This is a genomic window from Marinobacter lipolyticus (assembly GCF_018424605.1).
GTDB classification, from domain to species: Bacteria; Pseudomonadota; Gammaproteobacteria; order Pseudomonadales; family Oleiphilaceae; genus Marinobacter; species Marinobacter lipolyticus_B.
Genome location: NZ_QTKT01000011.1, coordinates 44,194 through 60,599 on the forward strand (window position 1 = coordinate 44,194; position 16,406 = coordinate 60,599).

The following is a 16,406-nucleotide window of genomic DNA, read 5'->3' on the forward strand; positions in this document are numbered from 1 at the left end:
CCCAAAAACAGGAAAAAATGTTCGCAAGCTACGTTAGCTCAAATGAGGAACAAAAGGAACGATCAAAAGGTCGGAAGACCCGACCATTCCGATCCCTACGCAGCAGCAACCACCTTGCCCCGCTGCGCCCAGGGGTACTCCTTCACCGGCAGATGAATCACCGCCGACAGGGCACCGACGCCAACGCCAACCCACCACACCAGCGTGTAATCGTGGTAGATGTCGTACATTGCGCCACCCAGCCACACCCCGAGAAACCCGCCCAACTGGTGAGAAAAGAACACCAGACCGTAAAGGGTGCCCATGTACTTCAGGCCGTAGATATGTGCCACCAGGCCGGAGGTCAGCGGCACCGTCGCCAGCCATAGTGAACCCATGGCCACGGAGAACAGCACCACGGTTTCCGGTGTGATCGGCGCCATGATAAAGGCCGCCGAGACCAGGGTCCGCAGCAGGTAGATGGTGGCCAACAAGTATTTTCTCGAGTACCGGTTACCCAACCAGCCGGCGAAGAGGGTTCCGCCAATGTTGAATAACCCGATCAGCGCGATGGAAATGGCACCCAGCCCGGAGGCCGACGTGACACCCACGGCGTAGAGCAGGCTGTCGGGCGCGATGGGGCCGCACATTTCGGTGATGAACGCCGGGAAATGGGCGGTGATAAACGCCAGCTGGTAGCCGCAGGAGAAAAAGCCGATAAAAATCAGCAGGAATGTCGGGTCTTTGACCGCGCGGCGGATCACCGACCCCATCGGCTCCTCATTGGCGGCGGGCGACTGCGGAGCCGGAGCCCGCATCAGCAGCAGCGCAATCATCGACAGCATGATGAACCCGGCGAAGACGATAAACACCGACTGCCAGGGCATCTGGCTGAGCAGGGCATTGGCTACAGGCGGGCCGACGATCTGGCCGGCGGAGCCCGCTGCGGTGGCAATCCCCAGCGCCATCGACCGATGCCGGTCCGGCGCCGCGCGCCCCACCACCGCCAGAATCACCCCAAAGCCGGTGCCGGCAATGCCGAAGCCCACCAGCATTTCCAGCAACTGATGCTGACCCGGTGTAATCGCGTAGGCCGACAACACCAGCCCGACCACGTAAAAAACGCCGCCGCCGAGAATGGCTTTTCTATCCCCGAATCGTTCGGCCAGCGCGCCGAAAATCGGCTGCCCGATGCCCCAGAACAGGTTCTGAATGGCAATCGCCAGCGAGAAGGACTCCCGCGGCCAGGCGAATTCCTGGGCAATGGGCAGCTGGAACAGCCCGAACGACGCGCGCACCGCAAAGCTGACCAGAATGATGATGCAACCGGCGATCAGAACGGGGTTGATCAGGCGGTCGTAGGTACCGGCATAGGCTTTGTCCACGGCGGGGATCTCACTGTTATCGGGTCATGGGGCGGGGCTCAGGGCACAGCCCGTCAGCCACCCCGGAACCCCTTGGCCACCAGATACACTTCCCGTGACCGGGCTCGTGAGGAATCCGGCTTGCGGATCACCACCTTGTCGAACGATGCCCGCACGGCTTTGACATACTCGTCGTAGCCCTCGCCGTGAAACACCTTGGCGACAAAACTGCCTTTGGGTTTGAGCACCTCGCAGGCCATGTCCAGGGCCAGTTCCACCAGGTACATGGACGCCGCCTGATCCGCCACGTTGACGCCGCTGATGTTGGGGGCCATGTCAGAGATGACCACATCGGCGCGGGCGCCATCCAGCGTCGCCATGATGTCGTCGAACACCGACTGCTCGGTGAAATCGCCCTGAATGAACTCCACCCCGGCAATGGCGTCCATCGGCAGGATGTCCGACGCCACCACGCGCCCTTTATGGCCGACCAGTTTCGCGGCCACCTGGGACCAGCCGCCCGGTGCAGAACCCAGATCCACCACCAGTGCGGTGGGCTGAATCAGGCGATCCTTGTCATTGATCTCCAACAGTTTATAACTGGCGCGGGAGCGGTAGCCGTCCTGCTGGGCCTGCTTCACAAAGGGATCGTTGACGTGCTCTTCGAGCCAGCGGTTACTGCTTTTGGAACGGGCCATGGGGGTGCCTTCTGTTCACTGCGGGAAAAGCCGCATTGTACGCCGCGCCCTGCCCTTCCGCAAAAGCCGCCCAACGCCTGACAAGGCCCCTGCCCGGCAGTACAATGGGCTCACTTTTGCAACCGCAACCTGCCGGACTCTACGCCGGCAGCCAGGAAATCTCATGATTCGCGTTACCGAACTGGCCTTACCCCTGGATCATCCGGACGATGCCCTGCGAGCCGCGCTCCTGCAGCGCCTGCAACTCCGTGATGCCGAGCTGCTGCACTTCACCGTGTTCAAGCGTAGCTACGACGCCCGCAAGAAAAACAGTGAAATCAAGTTCGTATACATCATCGACCTGGCGGTGCAGAACGAGGCGGCGGTACTGGAACGATTTGCGGAGGACAACCATGTGCGCCCGGCGCCGGATACCGCCTACTACCCGGTCGCCGAAGCCCCCGCCAACCTGTCCGAGCGCCCCATTGTGGTCGGCCTCGGGCCCTGCGGGTTGTTCGCGGCCTTGCTGCTGGCCCAGATGGGCTTTCGCCCCATCGTACTGGAACGGGGCAAGGACGTGCGCCGGCGCACCAAGGACACCTGGGCCCTGTGGCGCAACAAGCAGCTGTCGCCGGAATCCAACGTGCAGTTTGGCGAGGGCGGCGCGGGCCTGTTCTCCGACGGCAAGCTGTACAGCCAGATCAAGGACCCGAAATTCTACGGTCGCAAGGTTATGGCGGAGTTCGTGAAAGCAGGCGCACCGGAAGAGATCCTGTTCGTCAGCAAGCCCCACATCGGCACCTTCCGGCTGACCGGTGTGGTCTCGCGCATGCGCGAGGAAATCATCAGCCTGGGCGGTGAAATCCGCTTCGAGCAGAAGGTCACCGATCTGCTGCTGGACAATGGCCAGGTTCAGGGTGTGGAACTGGCCAGTGGCGAGCAGCTGAAAAGCCGCCATGTGGTGATGGCGCTGGGTCACAGTGCGCGGGAAACCTTCCGCATGCTGCACCAGCGCGGCGTGTTTGTGGAGGCCAAACCCTTTGCCATCGGCTTCCGTATCGAGCACCCGCAAGGCCTGATCGACCGGGCGCGCCTGGGCAAATACGCCGGCCACCCCGCGCTGGGAGCCGCCGATTACAAACTGGTGTATCACGCCAGCAATGGCCGCGCGGTGTACAGTTTCTGCATGTGCCCCGGCGGCACCGTGGTGGCCGCCACCTCCGAGCCGGGGCGGGTGGTGACCAACGGCATGAGCCAGTATTCCCGCAACGAGCGCAACGCCAACGCCGGCATTGTCGTTAACATTGAACCCGAGCAGGATTTTCCGGGCGATGCACTGGCCGGCGTGGAACTGCAGGAGACGCTGGAAGCCAACGCCTACGTGCTGGGCGGCAGCGACTACTGCGCGCCGGCGCAACTGGTGGGAGATTTTATTGCAGGCAAACCGTCCGACACGCTCGGCGAGGTGGTGCCTTCCTACAAACCGGGTATCCGTCTGGGCGATCTCGCACCCTCTCTGCCCGACTATGCCATCGCGGCCATTCGCGAGGCCCTGCCCGCTTTCGGGCGACAGATCCGCGGCTTTGACCGCGCCGACGCACTGCTCACCGGTATCGAAACCCGCACCTCCTCCCCCGTTCGCATTACCCGCGACCGGGAGAGTCTGCAAAGCCTGAACACCCGTGGCCTGTACCCGGCCGGTGAAGGCGCAGGCTACGCCGGGGGCATCCTCTCCGCCGGGGTGGATGGCATCAAGGTCGCCGAAGCCGTTGCCCGGGCCATGGTGGCAGACAGTGACACGGGATCAGCACCGTGAAGCGGGACGACATCCGAAAACTGCACCAGAAGAAATACCGCCAGTCACTCGGCCACTTTCTGGTGGAAGGCGAACATCTGGTGCTGGAACTGGAGAAGGCGGCGGCGAATAACCCGCACTGGCAGCAGGCCCGACTGTACGTCACCAGCGCTTATCAGAACTGGCCCGGCCCCTGGCCGCGTGAGCTGATCAGCGACCGGCAGATGGCGCACCTGGCAGACACCAAAACCCCGCAGGGCATACTCGCCGTGGTCCCCCTGCCACCGCCCGCCAGCATCAGCGAAACGGCAACAGAAAAAGCCATCTACCTGCACGAGATTCAGGACCCCGGCAACCTGGGCACCATTCTGCGCACCCTGGCCTGGTTCGGTGGTTTCCGATGCCTGCTCAGCCCCGGCAGTGTGGACCCGTACAATCCGAAAGTGGTGCGCGCCAGCATGGGGGCCATTTTCCATGTGCCGGTGGAAACCGACGTCAGCCTGGACGCCCTCGCCAGCCGCTACCCACGCATTGCCTGCCTGGATATCGGCGGCGATGCCATCGCCAGTGCGGACTTCGCTGCCTGTGACTGCTACCTCTTCGGCAACGAGGCCCGGGGCGTTCCCGCCGAAGCTCTGACCGACCTCCGCGCCCGCCGGTTTACCATCCCCGGCGGTGGCGCGATTGAATCGCTGAACCTGGCGACGGCGGTGAATATGGCCATGTACGAGCTGAACCGGTAACACCCGCGACAGCCCCGATAGACACCGGCCTCAGTTATTTCAAGAGCGCCCGGCCACTTCCTCGATCACACCCATCCCCTGCCGGCAGCCGCCGAGATAGCCAGTGCCGAACAGGTTGTAATGGTTCAGGTAATGGTAAAGGTTGTAGACACTGCGCTTGACCGGATACGCGGCCGTGCGGGCGTAGATCCGGTCGTAGGCCTGATAGAAAGCCTGCCCGAAGCCGCCGAACATTTCGGTCATGGCCAGGTCGGCTTCGCGGTCACCGCAGTACACCGCCGGGTCAATCAGCCAGGGGTTGTGCTGATCGAACAACACATTCCCACCCCAGAGATCGCCATGCAGCAGGCTCGGATGTTCACAGTGCTGATCCAGCCACCGTGCCAGCCGCTCACCGCAGGACGCCAGCGTGCGCTGAAACGCCGCACGGACGGCGCCGTCTGTAATCCTGCCCACCTGAAAGCCCAGGCGCTGCTGCACAAAGAAATCCCCCCACGAAGGTGAGATGCCATTGGGCTGGGGCGACAGGCCGATGTAGTTATCGTCAGGCCAGCCGTAGTCGTCCTGCCGAACTGCATGGAGCCGGGCAAGCCCTTCACCGAGCAGTATCAGAACCGCCTCAGACGCCGGCCCGGCCTTAATTCGGGTCATCGTCAACTGCTCAGAGTCGACTTCCAATATTTCGGGAACGCGAATCGCCGTCACCCCCACCTTCTGCAGGCCTGACCTGAGCGCCCTCAATCCGGCGGCCTCCCGTAGCAGCGCGTCAGAAAAGCGGGTGTGATTAACTTTCGTAAAAGGAGCCATGGCACCTCGCCGTTACTGAACTAAAGTTGTCAAAGACATTATCAACCAACGGAGGGTAGAACCATGAGCAATGAACTGACTGGTAAGAGCGTGGCGTTTCTGGCCACCGACGGCGTGGAACAGGTTGAACTGACCGAACCCTGGGATCGGCTGAAGAACGCAGGCGCCCGGGTTGAACTGATCTCCCTCGAATCCGGCCATATTGACGGCTACCACCATCTGGACAAGGCCGACCGCTTTCCCGTCGACCGCACCGTTGACCAGGCTCAGGTTACGGACTACGACGCCCTGGTGTTACCCGGCGGCGTTGCGAATCCCGATGCATTGCGACTGGACAAACAGGCGGTTGCACTGGTTCGTCAGTTCCACGATCAGGGCAAACCCATCGCCGCCATCTGCCATGCCCCCTGGCTGCTGATTGAAGCGGGCGTGGTCCGGGGCAAAACACTGGCCTCTTTCCCCAGCCTCGCCACCGACATCAATAATGCCGGCGGGCAGTGGGTGGACGAGCAGGTGCATCAGGAGGGTGGCCTGATCACCAGCCGCAATCCGGATGATCTGGATGCGTTCTGTGACGCAGTGATTGCGACGCTGGCCGGTCAGCCTAGGGGGTAATCGATTATTACCTTGTCCCAAGACATCAGACATCCTCCAGCACAAGAACAATCAGCTCTTTCGGGCCGTGGGCACCGTAAGCCAGCACCTGCTCAATATCGGCAGTCTTGGACGGCCCGGACACCAGCAGTGCGTTGGTGGGCAGGCCTGCCGCCCAATTCTGCGCGGTCATCAGGTCGTAGAAGTTGTCATGGATCTCGCTGGCCCGCAGCAGGGCAATGTGTACGGGCGGCACCAGGCTCATCAGCCGCGGTTCGTGGCGATCCGGCCACAGCACCAGCGAGCCGGTGGCGGCAATGCCACCCACCGTGCCGGTGAGACTCGCCGGTACGTCGTTGAACAGCTCCTCTTTCCATGCCTCGACAGGCCGGTCGTAAACCCGTAATTCCGGGCAGTCCGGCCGGTCCCGCCAGGCTCGCTCCAGTTGCTGGCCGTGGGCGGTGGCCGGTGCGTACAGCAAACTGCCAATGTCCCGTTGCGATAGCAGTTGCGCCACCACGTCGGGCCAATTGGCCTGCGGTATTTCATGCACTTCCGTATGCACGGCTTCCATCAGGGTTCGCAGCCGGGCCACCCGTTCCTGGGGTGGGTAACGCCAGGGTTCGGTGACCAGAGACGCATCGAACTCGTCCGGGCGGGGTGACGTACCGGCCAGACCGGCTCTCAGTTTGTTGAGAATAGTGCTACGGGCACTCATGTTCGCGGGTCTCCGACGGCGTTGGTGCTCAGGTGGTCCCGGGCCAGGTCATGGAGTGACCGCCGAGCAGGCACCGGTGCGCTGTGATTCTCGGTCCAGGGGCCCACACGTTTCGGCGCCAGCCCCCGGAAACGGGTCGCGCCCCACAGGAACAGCCGATACAGCGCCGGCTGCGTGTTCAGCCACTGCCAGCTGCGCCAGATCATACGCTCCTTGCGGGAATACTTGCTGCCGGCCCCCTTCACCGCCTTCGGTTCATGCTGCGGTGACTGCACGTTTTCCTGACGCAGCCGTTGCAGCAACTCGGGAATCGGTATCTTCACCGGGCACACTTCCCCGCAGGCTCCGCACAACGACGACGCACTGGGGTGGTCCGGAACCCGGTCCAACCCCACCATGTGGGGTGTAACGATTTTGCCGATCGGGCCCGGGTACACTTCGCCGTAGGTGTGGCCGCCGACCCGGGTGTACACCGGGCAATGATTCATGCAGGCGCCACAGCGAATGCAGTTCAGTGTCTGGCGCAGCTGGGCGTCGGCAAACGCACCGGTACGGCCGTTGTCCAGCAACACCAGGTGCACCTCTTCCGGCCCGTCCAGTTCATCGGGCTTGCGCGGGCCGGAGATCATGTTGACGTAGGTGGTAATGGGCTGCCCAAGTGCGGAGCGGGTCAGCAGCGACAGCAGCGGCACCACATCCCGCAGATTCGACACCACTTTCTCGATGCCGGTTACCGCAATGTGCACCGGCGGCGCGGTGGTACTCATGCGGCCATTGCCTTCGTTTTCCACCAGCAACAGGGTGCCGGTTTCGGCAATCGCGAAGTTCACCCCGGACACCCCCACATCCGCTTCCAGGAACTTGCGACGCAGGATGCGGCGACCGGTCTGGATCAATTCATCCACATCCTCGGAGACGGGTTCACCCAGCTTCTCGTTGAACAGCTGCGACACCTGCCGCGCGTTCTTGTGAATGGCGGGCATGATGATGTGTGAGGGCTTCTCATGGTCGAGCTGAACGATGTACTCGCCCATGTCGGATTCCAGGCACTCGATGTCCCGGTCGGCAAGATAGTCGTTCATTTCCATCTCTTCGCTGACCATGGACTTGCCTTTCACCACCTGACGGCCGTTACGGGCCTCAATGATGCCGTGCACGATCTCGTTGGCCTGCGCCGTGGTTTCCGCCCAATGCACCTTGATCCCGTTGGCGGTGAGCCTGGCCTCGAGCTGCTCCAGCAGATCCGGCAAATTCGACAGCGAGCGGGCGCGGATCAGATTGCCCAGCTCCCGCAGCCCCTCACGCTCAGCTTCGTCGCTGAAGGCGTCCGCGCGCTTGCGCATCAGCGAGTCCATGGCGGTGCGGAAGTTGGCACGCAACTGTGGATCGGCCAGCGCATCGTGGGCACGGCTTTTGAAGTCACTGGTCAGCTCGGTGACCGGAATACGCTGGTTCATTCGGCGCCCCCACAACGTTCCCAGAGAAAACTGGCGAGATGGCGGCCGCGGAACCCGTGTTGCTGTTTTTCCAGCGCGCCGTTGATGTTCATCAGACAGCCAGCGTCGGCGCTGATGGCTTCCGCCGCGCCCGACCCTCTCAGCGCAGCGGTCTTGTCCAGCACCATGGCCCCGGAAATGTCCGGCATGCGGACGGAGAAGGTGCCGCCAAAGCCACAGCATTCGCTTTCGTGGTCGTGATCCACCCGCTGCACGTTATCGAGCTGAGCCAGCAGTTCCCGCGCGTGCAGGTGGGTATTCATTTCCCGGCGGGCGGTGCAGGAGGTGTGCAGGGCAATTTTGTAGGGCTGCCCCCGGTCCACCAGCTTCACCTGACAGACTTTCAGCAGAAATTCAGTCAGCTCGAACGTGCGCGCCGCCAGCGCCTCGGCCCGCCGCAGGTTGTCCGGCTCATCGGCAAACAGTTCCCGGTAATGGTGGCGAAACATGCCCGCGCAGGAACCGGACGGCACCACAACCGGGCGGCCATCATCCAGCAGGTTCAGCTGCGCCAGCGCCACCGCCCTGGCCTCATCGCGGTAACCAGACGTCCACGCCGGCTGCCCGCAGCAGCTCTGTTGTTGCGGGAAATGCACTCGAATGCCCTGCTGTTCGAGTAGACGAATGGCATCGAGACCCGCTTCGGGAAAGAACAGGTCGACCACGCAGGTGCCAAACAGCGACACGTCCTCCGGTTTCCCGGGATAAGCGCGCTCCGGGGCCCGGGCCGGGGCGATACGGGTTGCATTGGGGGCAGCATCGTAGAACAGCTCGCTCATGGCTTCACAGTCTCCGGGCGAGAACAAATCGGTAAAATTGGTAATACCAATTTACACCGGCATTCTGATACAGTAAGTGAGTTACTGACGCACTGTCAAAGATAGACGATTAGTACATTGGTATTAAAGAAGTGGTCTGACCAATAACGGGAGTGTGAGTTCAGCATGGGCATCGGTCACATTTCACCCAGGCGCCTCGCCGACACCATTGTCGAGCAGCTGGAAACGATGATTCTGGAAGGCGCGCTGCAACCCGGGGAAAAGCTGCCGGCCGAGCGGGTTCTGGCGCAGCAGTTCGGGGTGTCGCGGCCGTCGCTGCGGGAGGCGGTTCAGCGGCTGGCGGCAAAAGGGCTGCTGGTCAGCCGGCAGGGGGGCGGAAACTGCGTCGCCGAGTCGCTCGGTTCCAGTTTCAGTGACCCGCTGATCGGACTGCTGGAAAACCGGCCCGATGCCCAGCGTGACCTGCTGGAATTCCGTCGCACCCTGGAAGCCGACTGCGCCTTCTACGCCGCCCAGCGGGCCACCGAAGTGGACAAGGCCAAGCTCCGGGACGCCTATGAAGCCCTGCAGGCCTGCTACAGCGACGACGGCGAACAGAACGTCAGTGCCGAAGGTGCTGCCGACGCCCGCTTCCACCTCGCCATTGCCGAAGCCAGCCACAATGCGATTCTTTTGCACACCATTCGCGGGCTGTTCAACCTGTTGAAGAACAGCGTCGTCACCAATATTGGCGGCATGTACGCGAAAACCACGGAAACCCGCGATGGCCTGAGACAGCAGCACCAACAGCTGTTCGACGCCATCATGGCGGGCCGCGCCGAAGATGCCCGGGATATTGCCGGACTGCATATCCAATATGTGCAGGGGGTGTTGTCAGAGCAGTTCGAGAGCCATCGGCGGCTGGAGCGCTCCCTGCGACGGGATCAGCTGACGCGCGGCTGAGCCCTCGCCATCAAAGCACACTGTTGATCTCTCGCCAGAGCCGGCGGTAGGCGTCGGCCGCCACCGAATGCGGGGCCAGCAAATCCACCGGCGTGCCTTCCTCTCCCATACGCTCCACCACGCTGGCATTGGGGATGATGGTTTTCAGACCGGTGGGTAACCGAACTTCCTGCGCGTCGATCAGTTCACGATGCAGGTTTTTGCGACGGTCGGCCATGGTATAGAACGGGCGCAAGCGAGCGGGTTTGAGCTTTTTCTCCCGGGCGAACTCCTGCAACTGTTGCCAGCTGTTCAGGGATAACCAGGTCGGGATCACCGGCACAAATACCTTATCCGCCGCCTTCAGCACCTGCTCCGACAATCGCGATAGCGAAGGCGGGCAATCGAGCACCACCAGGCTGGTTTCTTCCGACAGGGGCGCCAGCCATTCTCTGATAAGGTTGGCGCTGTCGTCCTGCTCCAGCTTGACGTCAAGGTTACGGAAACTGGTATGGGACGGGATGAAATCGAGATTGTCGTAGTGGCTGGTGTGTATGAAATCCGCAATCGGTGTCTTGCCCTTCATCAGAGCCGACAACTTACGACCCTTGACGCGATTGGCACCCGCCAGATACCAGCTGGAGGCGCCCTGGGGGTCCAGATCCCAAAGCAGTGTCGAATACCCCGCCTGACTGGCAAGGTAGGCAATATTCACTGCAGACGCGGTTTTTCCCACACCCCCCTTCAGACTGTAAAACGCGATTGTTTTCACTCTGAGACTCCCGTTTTTCAGGCATAAAAAAACCGGGGAGATCCCCGGCCAGAGCATTGACACGATTCGCAAACCCAATGCACATCGTCCTGATGTAAAACAGTCTGCCACTGAATAGTGACAGTTTGATGACAGCCCATTACTGCTATCTTGTAGGTATCCATCGATCACCGAACCGAACGCCCCGAGGAAACCGCAATGACCGACCTGCCCGTGCTCACCGCCGAAGACGATGGCGTCCTCACCATCACCCTGAACCGGCCTGAAAAACGCAACGCCGTGGATCGCCCCACCGCAAGCGCCCTGCGCCGGGCCTTCACGGAATTCGAGGAAAACCACGCGTTGAAAGCAGCGGTTCTGTACGGCGCCGGCGGAAACTTCTGTGCCGGCGCCGACCTGGCGGCGATGGACGACCCGGAACGTCGCAACGAAATTGACCCCCACGGCACCGGCCATGGCCCCATGGGGCCGACGCGCATGGCGCTGAGCAAACCGGTGATCGCGGCGGTATCCGGCTACGCGGTGGCCGGCGGCCTGGAGCTGGCCTTGATGTGTGACTTACGGGTGATGGAGGCATCGGCGGTATTCGGGGTGTTCTGCCGCCGCTGGGGCGTTCCTCTGATTGATGGCGGCACGGTGCGGTTGCCACGGATTGTTGGCCATGGCCGGGCAATGGACATGATTCTCACCGGGCGCCCGGTCCACGCAGACGAAGCGTTCGCGATGGGACTGGCCAACCGCGTGGTGGCCGAAGGTGCCGCGCTGGAAAGCGCCCAGAGTCTGGCCCGGGACATTGCCCGCTTCCCGCAGCGCTGCCTGCTGGCCGATCGCGCCTCTGCCCTGCGCCAATGGGATCTGGACCTGCAGCAGGCACTGGTCTCGGAGGGCGCGGCGGGGTATCCGGTGGTGTTCGAGGAATCCATTGAGGGGGCGAAAAAATTCAGGGATGGCGCCGGTCGTCACGGCCAGTTCTGAGCAATTCCGCCGCCCAGGCCGCGACGCCGGGGTAGGCGTCCAGATCCAGCACGAATTCCTGACCGCGCGCGGCACTCTGCAGGTAGCTGTAGGGGGATTGATGCCGCCATCGCTCGGCCCGGGTGTGGTAACTCAAAGGGGGCCGGCCCTCGCCCGGGAAAAACGCGGACGGCAACCGCCAGCGGGTTGGCAGGCGAGCCTCCGGATCAGTCAGCACCAGCGCGTCGTGCCCGCGGCAGAACACGCCACTGCCCGGCAGCGTCCCTGCCTGGCCGGGCATCTCGAAACGCTCTGAAGCAACATAGAGTGTGTTTCCGGGATCAGCCGCACCGTGAAAATGCGGATGGTAGCGCGCCCATGGCAGGGCACCCGACTCAAGCCCGTCAATGCCGTAAACTTCGCCCACTTGGAGCCAGCCCCAGAGGCTGTGAAACGGCCGGGTGCCGGGTACAAACCGCCAGCGTCGCTGCCACAGCTCCGCCTGCCGGAAAACCCCGAAAAACAGGAACAGGTCGCCGCGAGTGACGCCCTGATTGCGCAAATGCCCCTGGGCCGATCCGGTCTGCCCCAGCACCGGCCGCCAGCCGTCTGCCCGCGGAAAGGCATCGGCCACCAGATCCGGGTCAAGGTGGGCCCCGTGCGCACCGGTGATCCGGCCGCCGCTAAGATCATGGGCAATCTTGCCCAGCCGACGCTGCCCGAAGTGAACCTGATCGTAGCGAATACGGGACTGGCGATCGGGAATGGGCAGCACGCACAGTGAGCCGTCCGGCAGCATGGGGCTGGGACAGCCGCCAGCCGACGAATCAAAGCCTTTCCGGCTGAGAATCAGGCGCATGGAATTCCCGCTAAAATCCTGGATGACTTCTGGGAAGGCAATGCTATCGTAGAAACAGGGTGAATGCCCGCCCTGCAAAAAGCACACAGGAACAGGATATGAGGCTGGTCTGTATCTCCGATACCCACGGCATGCACCGACAGGTCGACGTACCGGAAGGCGACATTCTGATTCATTCCGGCGATTGCCTCGGCGTGGGCACCCTCGCCGAACTTGAGGATCTCGACCACTGGTTCGCCGAGCAGCCCCATCCCCACAAGATTCTGATCGCCGGCAATCATGATTGGTGTTTCCAGGACGAACCCCAGGACGCCAGGGCCCTGGTCCGCCATGCCCATTATTTGCAGGACACCGGGCTGGAACTCGCCGGCCTGAAATTCTGGGGCAGCCCGTGGACGCCGGTGTTCTTCAGCTGGGCCTTTAACCTCGAGCGCGGCGAGGCCCTTGCCGAACGCTGGGCCCAGATTCCAGCGGACACCGACATCCTGATCACCCAGGGGCCGCCCGCGGGGATTCTCGATGGCGTGCCGACCGGCACCGGTACCGTGAACGCCGGTTGCGATGATCTGGCCGCGACGGTTGAAACCCTCAGCCCGCGGCTCCATATCTTCGGGCACATCCACGAGGGGTATGGCCAGCGTCAGATCGGCCAGTGCCGGTACATCAACGCGAGCACCTGCACCGGCGCTTTCAAACCCCAGAATCCACCCATCGTGATCGATATTTAGCCTGAGGTCCGATGTCTCCGGAGCACTCTATGCCACAACGCCCGCCCCTCTCGCTGCTGGAACTGGCTTCCGTTCGCGAAGGCGATTCCGTCGGTACCACCCTGGCCAACAGCGTGGCCTATGCCCGGCACGCTGAACAGCTCGACTTCAAACGGTTCTGGCTGGCCGAACACCACAACATGGAGGGCATTAGCAGCTCCGCCACTTCGGTGCTGATCGGCCACATCGCAGGCAAAACCGAACGGCTGCGGGTAGGCTCTGGCGGGGTAATGCTGCCCAACCATCCGCCGCTGGTGATTGCCGAACAGTTCGGCACCCTGGAAAGCCTCTATCCGGGGCGGATTGATCTGGGGCTGGGGCGCGCGCCGGGCACCGACCCGATCACCAGCCGCGCCTTGCGGCGGGACGGCCTGGGCGCCGAGCAGTTTCCCGACGACGTAGCACGGCTGCAGACCCTGCTGGGGCCTTTGCAGCCCGGCCAGCCGGTCAAGGCGATTCCTGGCGCGGGGACCAATGTGCCAATCTGGCTGCTCGGTTCCAGCCTGTACAGCGCGCAACTGGCAGCGATGCGCGGTTTGCCCTATGCCTTCGCCGGCCACTTTGCGCCCCGACTATATCGTGAGGCGCTGAAGGTCTATCGCGACCACTTCCAGCCTTCCGCGCAACTGCAGAAACCCCACGCCATGCTGGCCGTGCCGGCCATTGCGGCAGACACCGATGAGGAAGCACGGTGGCTGGCCACCACCAGTTACCAGCGCATCCTCGCCCTGTTCCGTGGGCAGCCGCTGTGGATGAAGCCGCCGGTGGACTCCATGGAAGGCCTGTGGAATGCCGGCGAGGAAGCCAGCGTGCGGGATTTCCTGGGGTTACAGATACTGGGAGGCCCCGATTCCGTGAAGGAACAACTGGACCGCTTGCTGGCCACCGTGGAGGTGGAGGAACTGATGTTCACCGTCGATATTTACGATCCGCAGAAACGACGCCACGCACTGGATATTCTCAGCCAGGCGTGAACCGAACACACACCTGCGTTACACAGCCATCATCACAGGGCAGTCGTCAGCCATGACCACAAAAACGCACGTTTTTCTCTCCCACGGCCTCGAGAGCGGTCCGGGAAGCACCAAAATCCAGGCGATGAAAGCCGCGGCGGAGCGATTTACCGGGGTCACCGCCGTGGCGGTGGATCATCGCAGCAGCAAAGATCCGGCAACCCGGCTGGCGCAGATGCGCGATGCCATGGCGCAGGCCGGCGCCGATCCGCAACACACCATATTGGCCGGCTCCAGCATGGGTGGCTGGGTCTGCGCGCAGACCAGCGCGGAGCAACCGGTACGGGGCTGTTTCCTGCTGGCGCCGGCGCTGGCGTTGCCAGACTATCCGCAGTCGAGCCCGACCATTCGCGCGGATCAGGTGCAGATCATTCACGGCTGGGACGACGACGTGGTTCCGCCACGGCCGGTGCTCGCACTGGCGGAACAACAGAAACTGCCCATCCTGATGCTGCCGGACGGCCATCGCCTTGAACACAGCCTTGAACGGGTGGTGGACGAATTTCACCGCTTCCTGATCAGGGCTGGCGTGTAGCCTCGAAGGTGGCCAGTGGCTGGCCGTCGGTATCCAGCAGCCGCAGGCGGCGATCCTCCATCTGCACACCGGCGGTATTGGCCATGGCCTCGAACAGGGCGCGCTCCGGGTTGTCGGCATCCTGGCACGTGCGGCGGGTGCTGGCCATGCTGCTGAACACCAGGTTGCGGCCTTCAATCACTTCGTATTCACCACGAAAGGCGTTACAGCCGCTGAATCCATTGGCAACGCCGTCGTCACGCAGGATCAGGTGCGCTTCATTGCCGGTCTTCGAAGCGGCTACCTCATTGCCCGCCACTTCCGTCAGTTTCCAGTAGGTGTTGGTCAACGGCACCGCGCCGTCCGGACCAGCGCCAACGGGCAGGGGCTGGGAAACGCATCCGGCCATGACCAGCACCCAACCCACGACGACCAGCAACCTGCAGTCACGTTTTCCTTTGCCCATGTGCGTACCCTCCTGAATTTCCGTTTGCTGCCTAAATTGGCCGTTTCCTTGCGAAAATCGCTTTGTTTTGCCAGTCTTTAATAATGTAACAATAAATTACAGCGAAAAAATCAAACGGAGACAACACGATGAGCAGCTTGAGTAAATTCAAAAAACTGGCAGGTGTATCCGCGATCGCTTTCGCAGCCATGACTGCGGCGAACTCAGTGAACGCCGCTAACTGGCGCTATGCCCACGAAGAATACGAGGGTGACGTTCAGGACGTCTTCGCATACAAGTTCAAGGAATACATCGAGGAAAATTCCGATCATACCCTGCAGGTGTACCGCTTCGGTGAGCTCGGTGAATCCGATGACATCATGGAGCAGACCCAGGCCGGCATCCTCAACTTTGTTAACCAGTCCCCCGGCTTCACCGGCGCGCTGATTCCCGAGGCGCAGATCTTCTTCATCCCTTACCTGATGCCCACCGACATGGAAACGGTCATCGAGTTCTTCCGGGAAAGTGAGGCCATCAACGAAGATTTCCCGGAGCTCTACGCCGAGAAAGGGCTTGAGCTGCTGAAGATGTATCCGGAAGGCGAAATGGTGGTCACCGTGGACGAGCCGGTCACCAGCCCTGAAGGTTTCAACAACAAGAAGATCCGGGTCATGACCAACCCGCTGTTGTCGGAAACCTACTCCGCCTTTGGCGCCACACCCACACCGCTGCCCTGGGGTGAAGTGTACGGCGCCCTGCAGACCAACATGATCCAGGGTCAGGAAAACCCGATTTTCTGGATCGAGTCCGGCGGTCTGTATGAAGTGTCTCCGAACCTGGTGTTCACCAGCCACGGCTGGTTCACCACCGCGATGATGGCCAACCAGGACTTCTACGAAGGTCTGTCTGATGAAGACAAGAAGCTGGTTCAGGACGCAGCGAACCACGCGTTCGAAGAGATCATCGTGCACATCGACGGCCTGGCCGACGAAGCGCTGGCCAAGATCCAGGACGCCAGTGACGAGGTAACCGTCACCCGCCTGAACGACGAGCAGATCGCAGCGTTCAAGGAACGGGCACCGCAGGTGGAAGAGAAGTTCATCGAGATGACCGGTGAGCGCGGCAAGGAACTGCTCGAGCAGTTCAAAGAAGACCTGGAAGAAGTTCAGAACGACTGAACCCAGGTGAACCATTCCCGCCGGCCTGCCG

The 16,406-nt window shown here is 62.2% G+C and carries 18 protein-coding genes; 9 read left to right on the forward strand and 9 right to left on the reverse strand.

Annotated elements, in window-relative coordinates:
• Nucleotides 1-95: 95 nt before the first annotated feature.
• On the reverse strand, nucleotides 96-1,364 hold the full coding sequence (locus DYI22_RS14380; protein WP_213478771.1) for an MFS transporter: 1,269 nt from the start codon (nucleotides 1,362-1,364) through the stop codon (nucleotides 96-98).
• A gap of 53 nt (nucleotides 1,365-1,417) precedes the next feature.
• Nucleotides 1,418-2,041, reverse strand: a complete 624-nt coding sequence (rlmE, locus tag DYI22_RS14385; RefSeq protein ID WP_213478772.1) for a 23S rRNA (uridine(2552)-2'-O)-methyltransferase RlmE — start codon at nucleotides 2,039-2,041, stop codon at nucleotides 1,418-1,420.
• 163 nt (nucleotides 2,042-2,204) lie between these two features.
• On the opposite strand from rlmE, the gene DYI22_RS14390 reads away from it, so the two are divergent.
• Nucleotides 2,205-3,836, forward strand: a complete 1,632-nt coding sequence (locus tag DYI22_RS14390) for an NAD(P)/FAD-dependent oxidoreductase (protein WP_213478773.1) — start codon at nucleotides 2,205-2,207, stop codon at nucleotides 3,834-3,836.
• Nucleotides 3,833-4,558, forward strand: coding sequence for a TrmH family RNA methyltransferase (locus DYI22_RS14395; RefSeq protein ID WP_213478774.1), 726 nt, complete (start codon nucleotides 3,833-3,835; stop codon nucleotides 4,556-4,558). The genes DYI22_RS14390 and DYI22_RS14395 overlap by 4 nt, the downstream gene beginning before the upstream one ends.
• A 39-nt stretch (nucleotides 4,559-4,597) precedes the next feature.
• On the opposite strand, the gene DYI22_RS14400 is transcribed toward DYI22_RS14395, so the two are convergent.
• Nucleotides 4,598-5,365, reverse strand: coding sequence for a fructosamine kinase family protein (locus tag DYI22_RS14400; protein WP_213478775.1), 768 nt, complete (start codon nucleotides 5,363-5,365; stop codon nucleotides 4,598-4,600).
• A gap of 63 nt (nucleotides 5,366-5,428) precedes the next feature.
• On the opposite strand from DYI22_RS14400, the gene DYI22_RS14405 reads away from it, so the two are divergent.
• A complete protein-coding gene (locus DYI22_RS14405; RefSeq protein ID WP_213478776.1) occupies nucleotides 5,429-5,980 on the forward strand; it encodes a type 1 glutamine amidotransferase domain-containing protein in 552 nt (183 codons plus the stop codon).
• A gap of 25 nt (nucleotides 5,981-6,005) precedes the next feature.
• Here the strand turns inward: DYI22_RS14405 and DYI22_RS14410 are convergent, their stop codons facing one another.
• The 3 genes from DYI22_RS14410 to DYI22_RS14420 are packed head-to-tail and all read right to left on the reverse strand — an operon-like array spanning nucleotide 6,006 to nucleotide 8,952.
• Entirely contained in the window at nucleotides 6,006-6,677 is a 672-nt protein-coding gene (locus DYI22_RS14410; protein WP_213478777.1) for a LutC/YkgG family protein, read from the reverse strand.
• Nucleotides 6,674-8,134 carry a LutB/LldF family L-lactate oxidation iron-sulfur protein gene (locus DYI22_RS14415; protein WP_213478778.1) on the reverse strand — a complete coding sequence of 487 codons (1,461 nt, stop codon included), beginning with the start codon at nucleotides 8,132-8,134 and terminating at the stop codon, nucleotides 6,674-6,676. Before DYI22_RS14415 ends, DYI22_RS14410 begins: the two co-directional genes overlap by 4 nt.
• The gene (locus tag DYI22_RS14420) at nucleotides 8,131-8,952 is read right to left on the reverse strand and encodes a (Fe-S)-binding protein (RefSeq protein ID WP_213478779.1); all 822 of its coding nucleotides are present in this window, start codon (nucleotides 8,950-8,952) and stop codon (nucleotides 8,131-8,133) included. Before DYI22_RS14420 ends, DYI22_RS14415 begins: the two co-directional genes overlap by 4 nt.
• A 165-nt stretch (nucleotides 8,953-9,117) precedes the next feature.
• Here DYI22_RS14420 and DYI22_RS14425 point away from each other — a divergent pair, with 165 nt between their 5' ends.
• Nucleotides 9,118-9,894, forward strand: coding sequence for an FCD domain-containing protein (locus tag DYI22_RS14425; protein ID WP_213478780.1), 777 nt, complete (start codon nucleotides 9,118-9,120; stop codon nucleotides 9,892-9,894).
• A 10-nt stretch (nucleotides 9,895-9,904) separates the two neighbouring features.
• On the opposite strand, the gene DYI22_RS14430 is transcribed toward DYI22_RS14425, so the two are convergent.
• Nucleotides 9,905-10,645 (reverse strand): ParA family protein, encoded by a 741-nt coding sequence (locus DYI22_RS14430; protein WP_213478781.1) that lies wholly within the window; start codon nucleotides 10,643-10,645, stop codon nucleotides 9,905-9,907.
• Nucleotides 10,646-10,852: 207 nt separating this feature from the next.
• On the opposite strand from DYI22_RS14430, the gene DYI22_RS14435 reads away from it, so the two are divergent.
• Nucleotides 10,853-11,620 carry a crotonase/enoyl-CoA hydratase family protein gene (locus DYI22_RS14435; RefSeq protein WP_416234604.1) on the forward strand — a complete coding sequence of 256 codons (768 nt, stop codon included), beginning with the start codon at nucleotides 10,853-10,855 and terminating at the stop codon, nucleotides 11,618-11,620.
• Here the strand turns inward: DYI22_RS14435 and DYI22_RS14440 are convergent.
• Complete coding sequence (locus tag DYI22_RS14440; RefSeq protein WP_213478783.1) at nucleotides 11,586-12,458, reverse strand: hypothetical protein; 873 nt, start codon at nucleotides 12,456-12,458, stop codon at nucleotides 11,586-11,588. The genes DYI22_RS14435 and DYI22_RS14440 overlap by 35 nt on opposite strands.
• A gap of 98 nt (nucleotides 12,459-12,556) precedes the next feature.
• Here DYI22_RS14440 and DYI22_RS14445 point away from each other — a divergent pair, with 98 nt between their 5' ends.
• Genes DYI22_RS14445 through DYI22_RS14455 form a run of 3 tightly spaced genes read left to right on the forward strand, consistent with a single transcriptional unit; the run spans nucleotide 12,557 to nucleotide 14,773 of the window.
• Entirely contained in the window at nucleotides 12,557-13,186 is a 630-nt protein-coding gene (locus DYI22_RS14445) for a metallophosphatase domain-containing protein (RefSeq protein ID WP_213478784.1), read from the forward strand.
• Nucleotides 13,187-13,215: 29 nt separating this feature from the next.
• Nucleotides 13,216-14,199 (forward strand): LLM class flavin-dependent oxidoreductase, encoded by a 984-nt coding sequence (locus DYI22_RS14450; RefSeq protein WP_213478785.1) that lies wholly within the window; start codon nucleotides 13,216-13,218, stop codon nucleotides 14,197-14,199.
• A 52-nt stretch (nucleotides 14,200-14,251) separates the two neighbouring features.
• Nucleotides 14,252-14,773, forward strand: coding sequence for a YqiA/YcfP family alpha/beta fold hydrolase (locus DYI22_RS14455; protein WP_213478786.1), 522 nt, complete (start codon nucleotides 14,252-14,254; stop codon nucleotides 14,771-14,773).
• Here DYI22_RS14455 and DYI22_RS14460 read toward each other — a convergent pair.
• Nucleotides 14,757-15,218, reverse strand: a complete 462-nt coding sequence (locus tag DYI22_RS14460) for an META domain-containing protein (protein ID WP_213478787.1) — start codon at nucleotides 15,216-15,218, stop codon at nucleotides 14,757-14,759. The genes DYI22_RS14455 and DYI22_RS14460 overlap by 17 nt on opposite strands.
• Before the next feature lie 128 nt (nucleotides 15,219-15,346).
• On the opposite strand from DYI22_RS14460, the gene dctP reads away from it, so the two are divergent.
• Nucleotides 15,347-16,375, forward strand: coding sequence for a TRAP transporter substrate-binding protein DctP (gene dctP / locus DYI22_RS14465; RefSeq protein WP_213478788.1), 1,029 nt, complete (start codon nucleotides 15,347-15,349; stop codon nucleotides 16,373-16,375).
• Nucleotides 16,376-16,406 lie beyond the last annotated feature (31 nt).

Excerpts from the sequence above, each read along its gene's own strand:
- DYI22_RS14410 (WP_213478777.1), bottom strand. The coding sequence starts at position 6,677 with ATGAGTGCCCGTAGCACTATTCTCAACAAACTGAGAGCCGGTCTGGCC.
- DYI22_RS14460 (WP_213478787.1), bottom strand. The coding sequence starts at position 15,218 with ATGGGCAAAGGAAAACGTGACTGCAGGTTGCTGGTCGTCGTGGGTTGG.
- DYI22_RS14450 (WP_213478785.1), top strand. The coding sequence starts at position 13,216 with ATGCCACAACGCCCGCCCCTCTCGCTGCTGGAACTGGCTTCCGTTCGC.
- DYI22_RS14440 (WP_213478783.1), bottom strand. The coding sequence starts at position 12,458 with ATGCGCCTGATTCTCAGCCGGAAAGGCTTTGATTCGTCGGCTGGCGGC.
- DYI22_RS14425 (WP_213478780.1), top strand. The coding sequence starts at position 9,118 with ATGGGCATCGGTCACATTTCACCCAGGCGCCTCGCCGACACCATTGTC.
- DYI22_RS14455 (WP_213478786.1), top strand. The coding sequence starts at position 14,252 with ATGACCACAAAAACGCACGTTTTTCTCTCCCACGGCCTCGAGAGCGGT.
- DYI22_RS14445 (WP_213478784.1), top strand. The coding sequence starts at position 12,557 with ATGAGGCTGGTCTGTATCTCCGATACCCACGGCATGCACCGACAGGTC.
- DYI22_RS14400 (WP_213478775.1), bottom strand. The coding sequence starts at position 5,365 with ATGGCTCCTTTTACGAAAGTTAATCACACCCGCTTTTCTGACGCGCTG.
- DYI22_RS14405 (WP_213478776.1), top strand. The coding sequence starts at position 5,429 with ATGAGCAATGAACTGACTGGTAAGAGCGTGGCGTTTCTGGCCACCGAC.
- DYI22_RS14415 (WP_213478778.1), bottom strand. The coding sequence starts at position 8,134 with ATGAACCAGCGTATTCCGGTCACCGAGCTGACCAGTGACTTCAAAAGC.
- rlmE (WP_213478772.1), bottom strand. The coding sequence starts at position 2,041 with ATGGCCCGTTCCAAAAGCAGTAACCGCTGGCTCGAAGAGCACGTCAAC.
- DYI22_RS14420 (WP_213478779.1), bottom strand. The coding sequence starts at position 8,952 with ATGAGCGAGCTGTTCTACGATGCTGCCCCCAATGCAACCCGTATCGCC.
- DYI22_RS14390 (WP_213478773.1), top strand. The coding sequence starts at position 2,205 with ATGATTCGCGTTACCGAACTGGCCTTACCCCTGGATCATCCGGACGAT.
- dctP (WP_213478788.1), top strand. The coding sequence starts at position 15,347 with ATGAGCAGCTTGAGTAAATTCAAAAAACTGGCAGGTGTATCCGCGATC.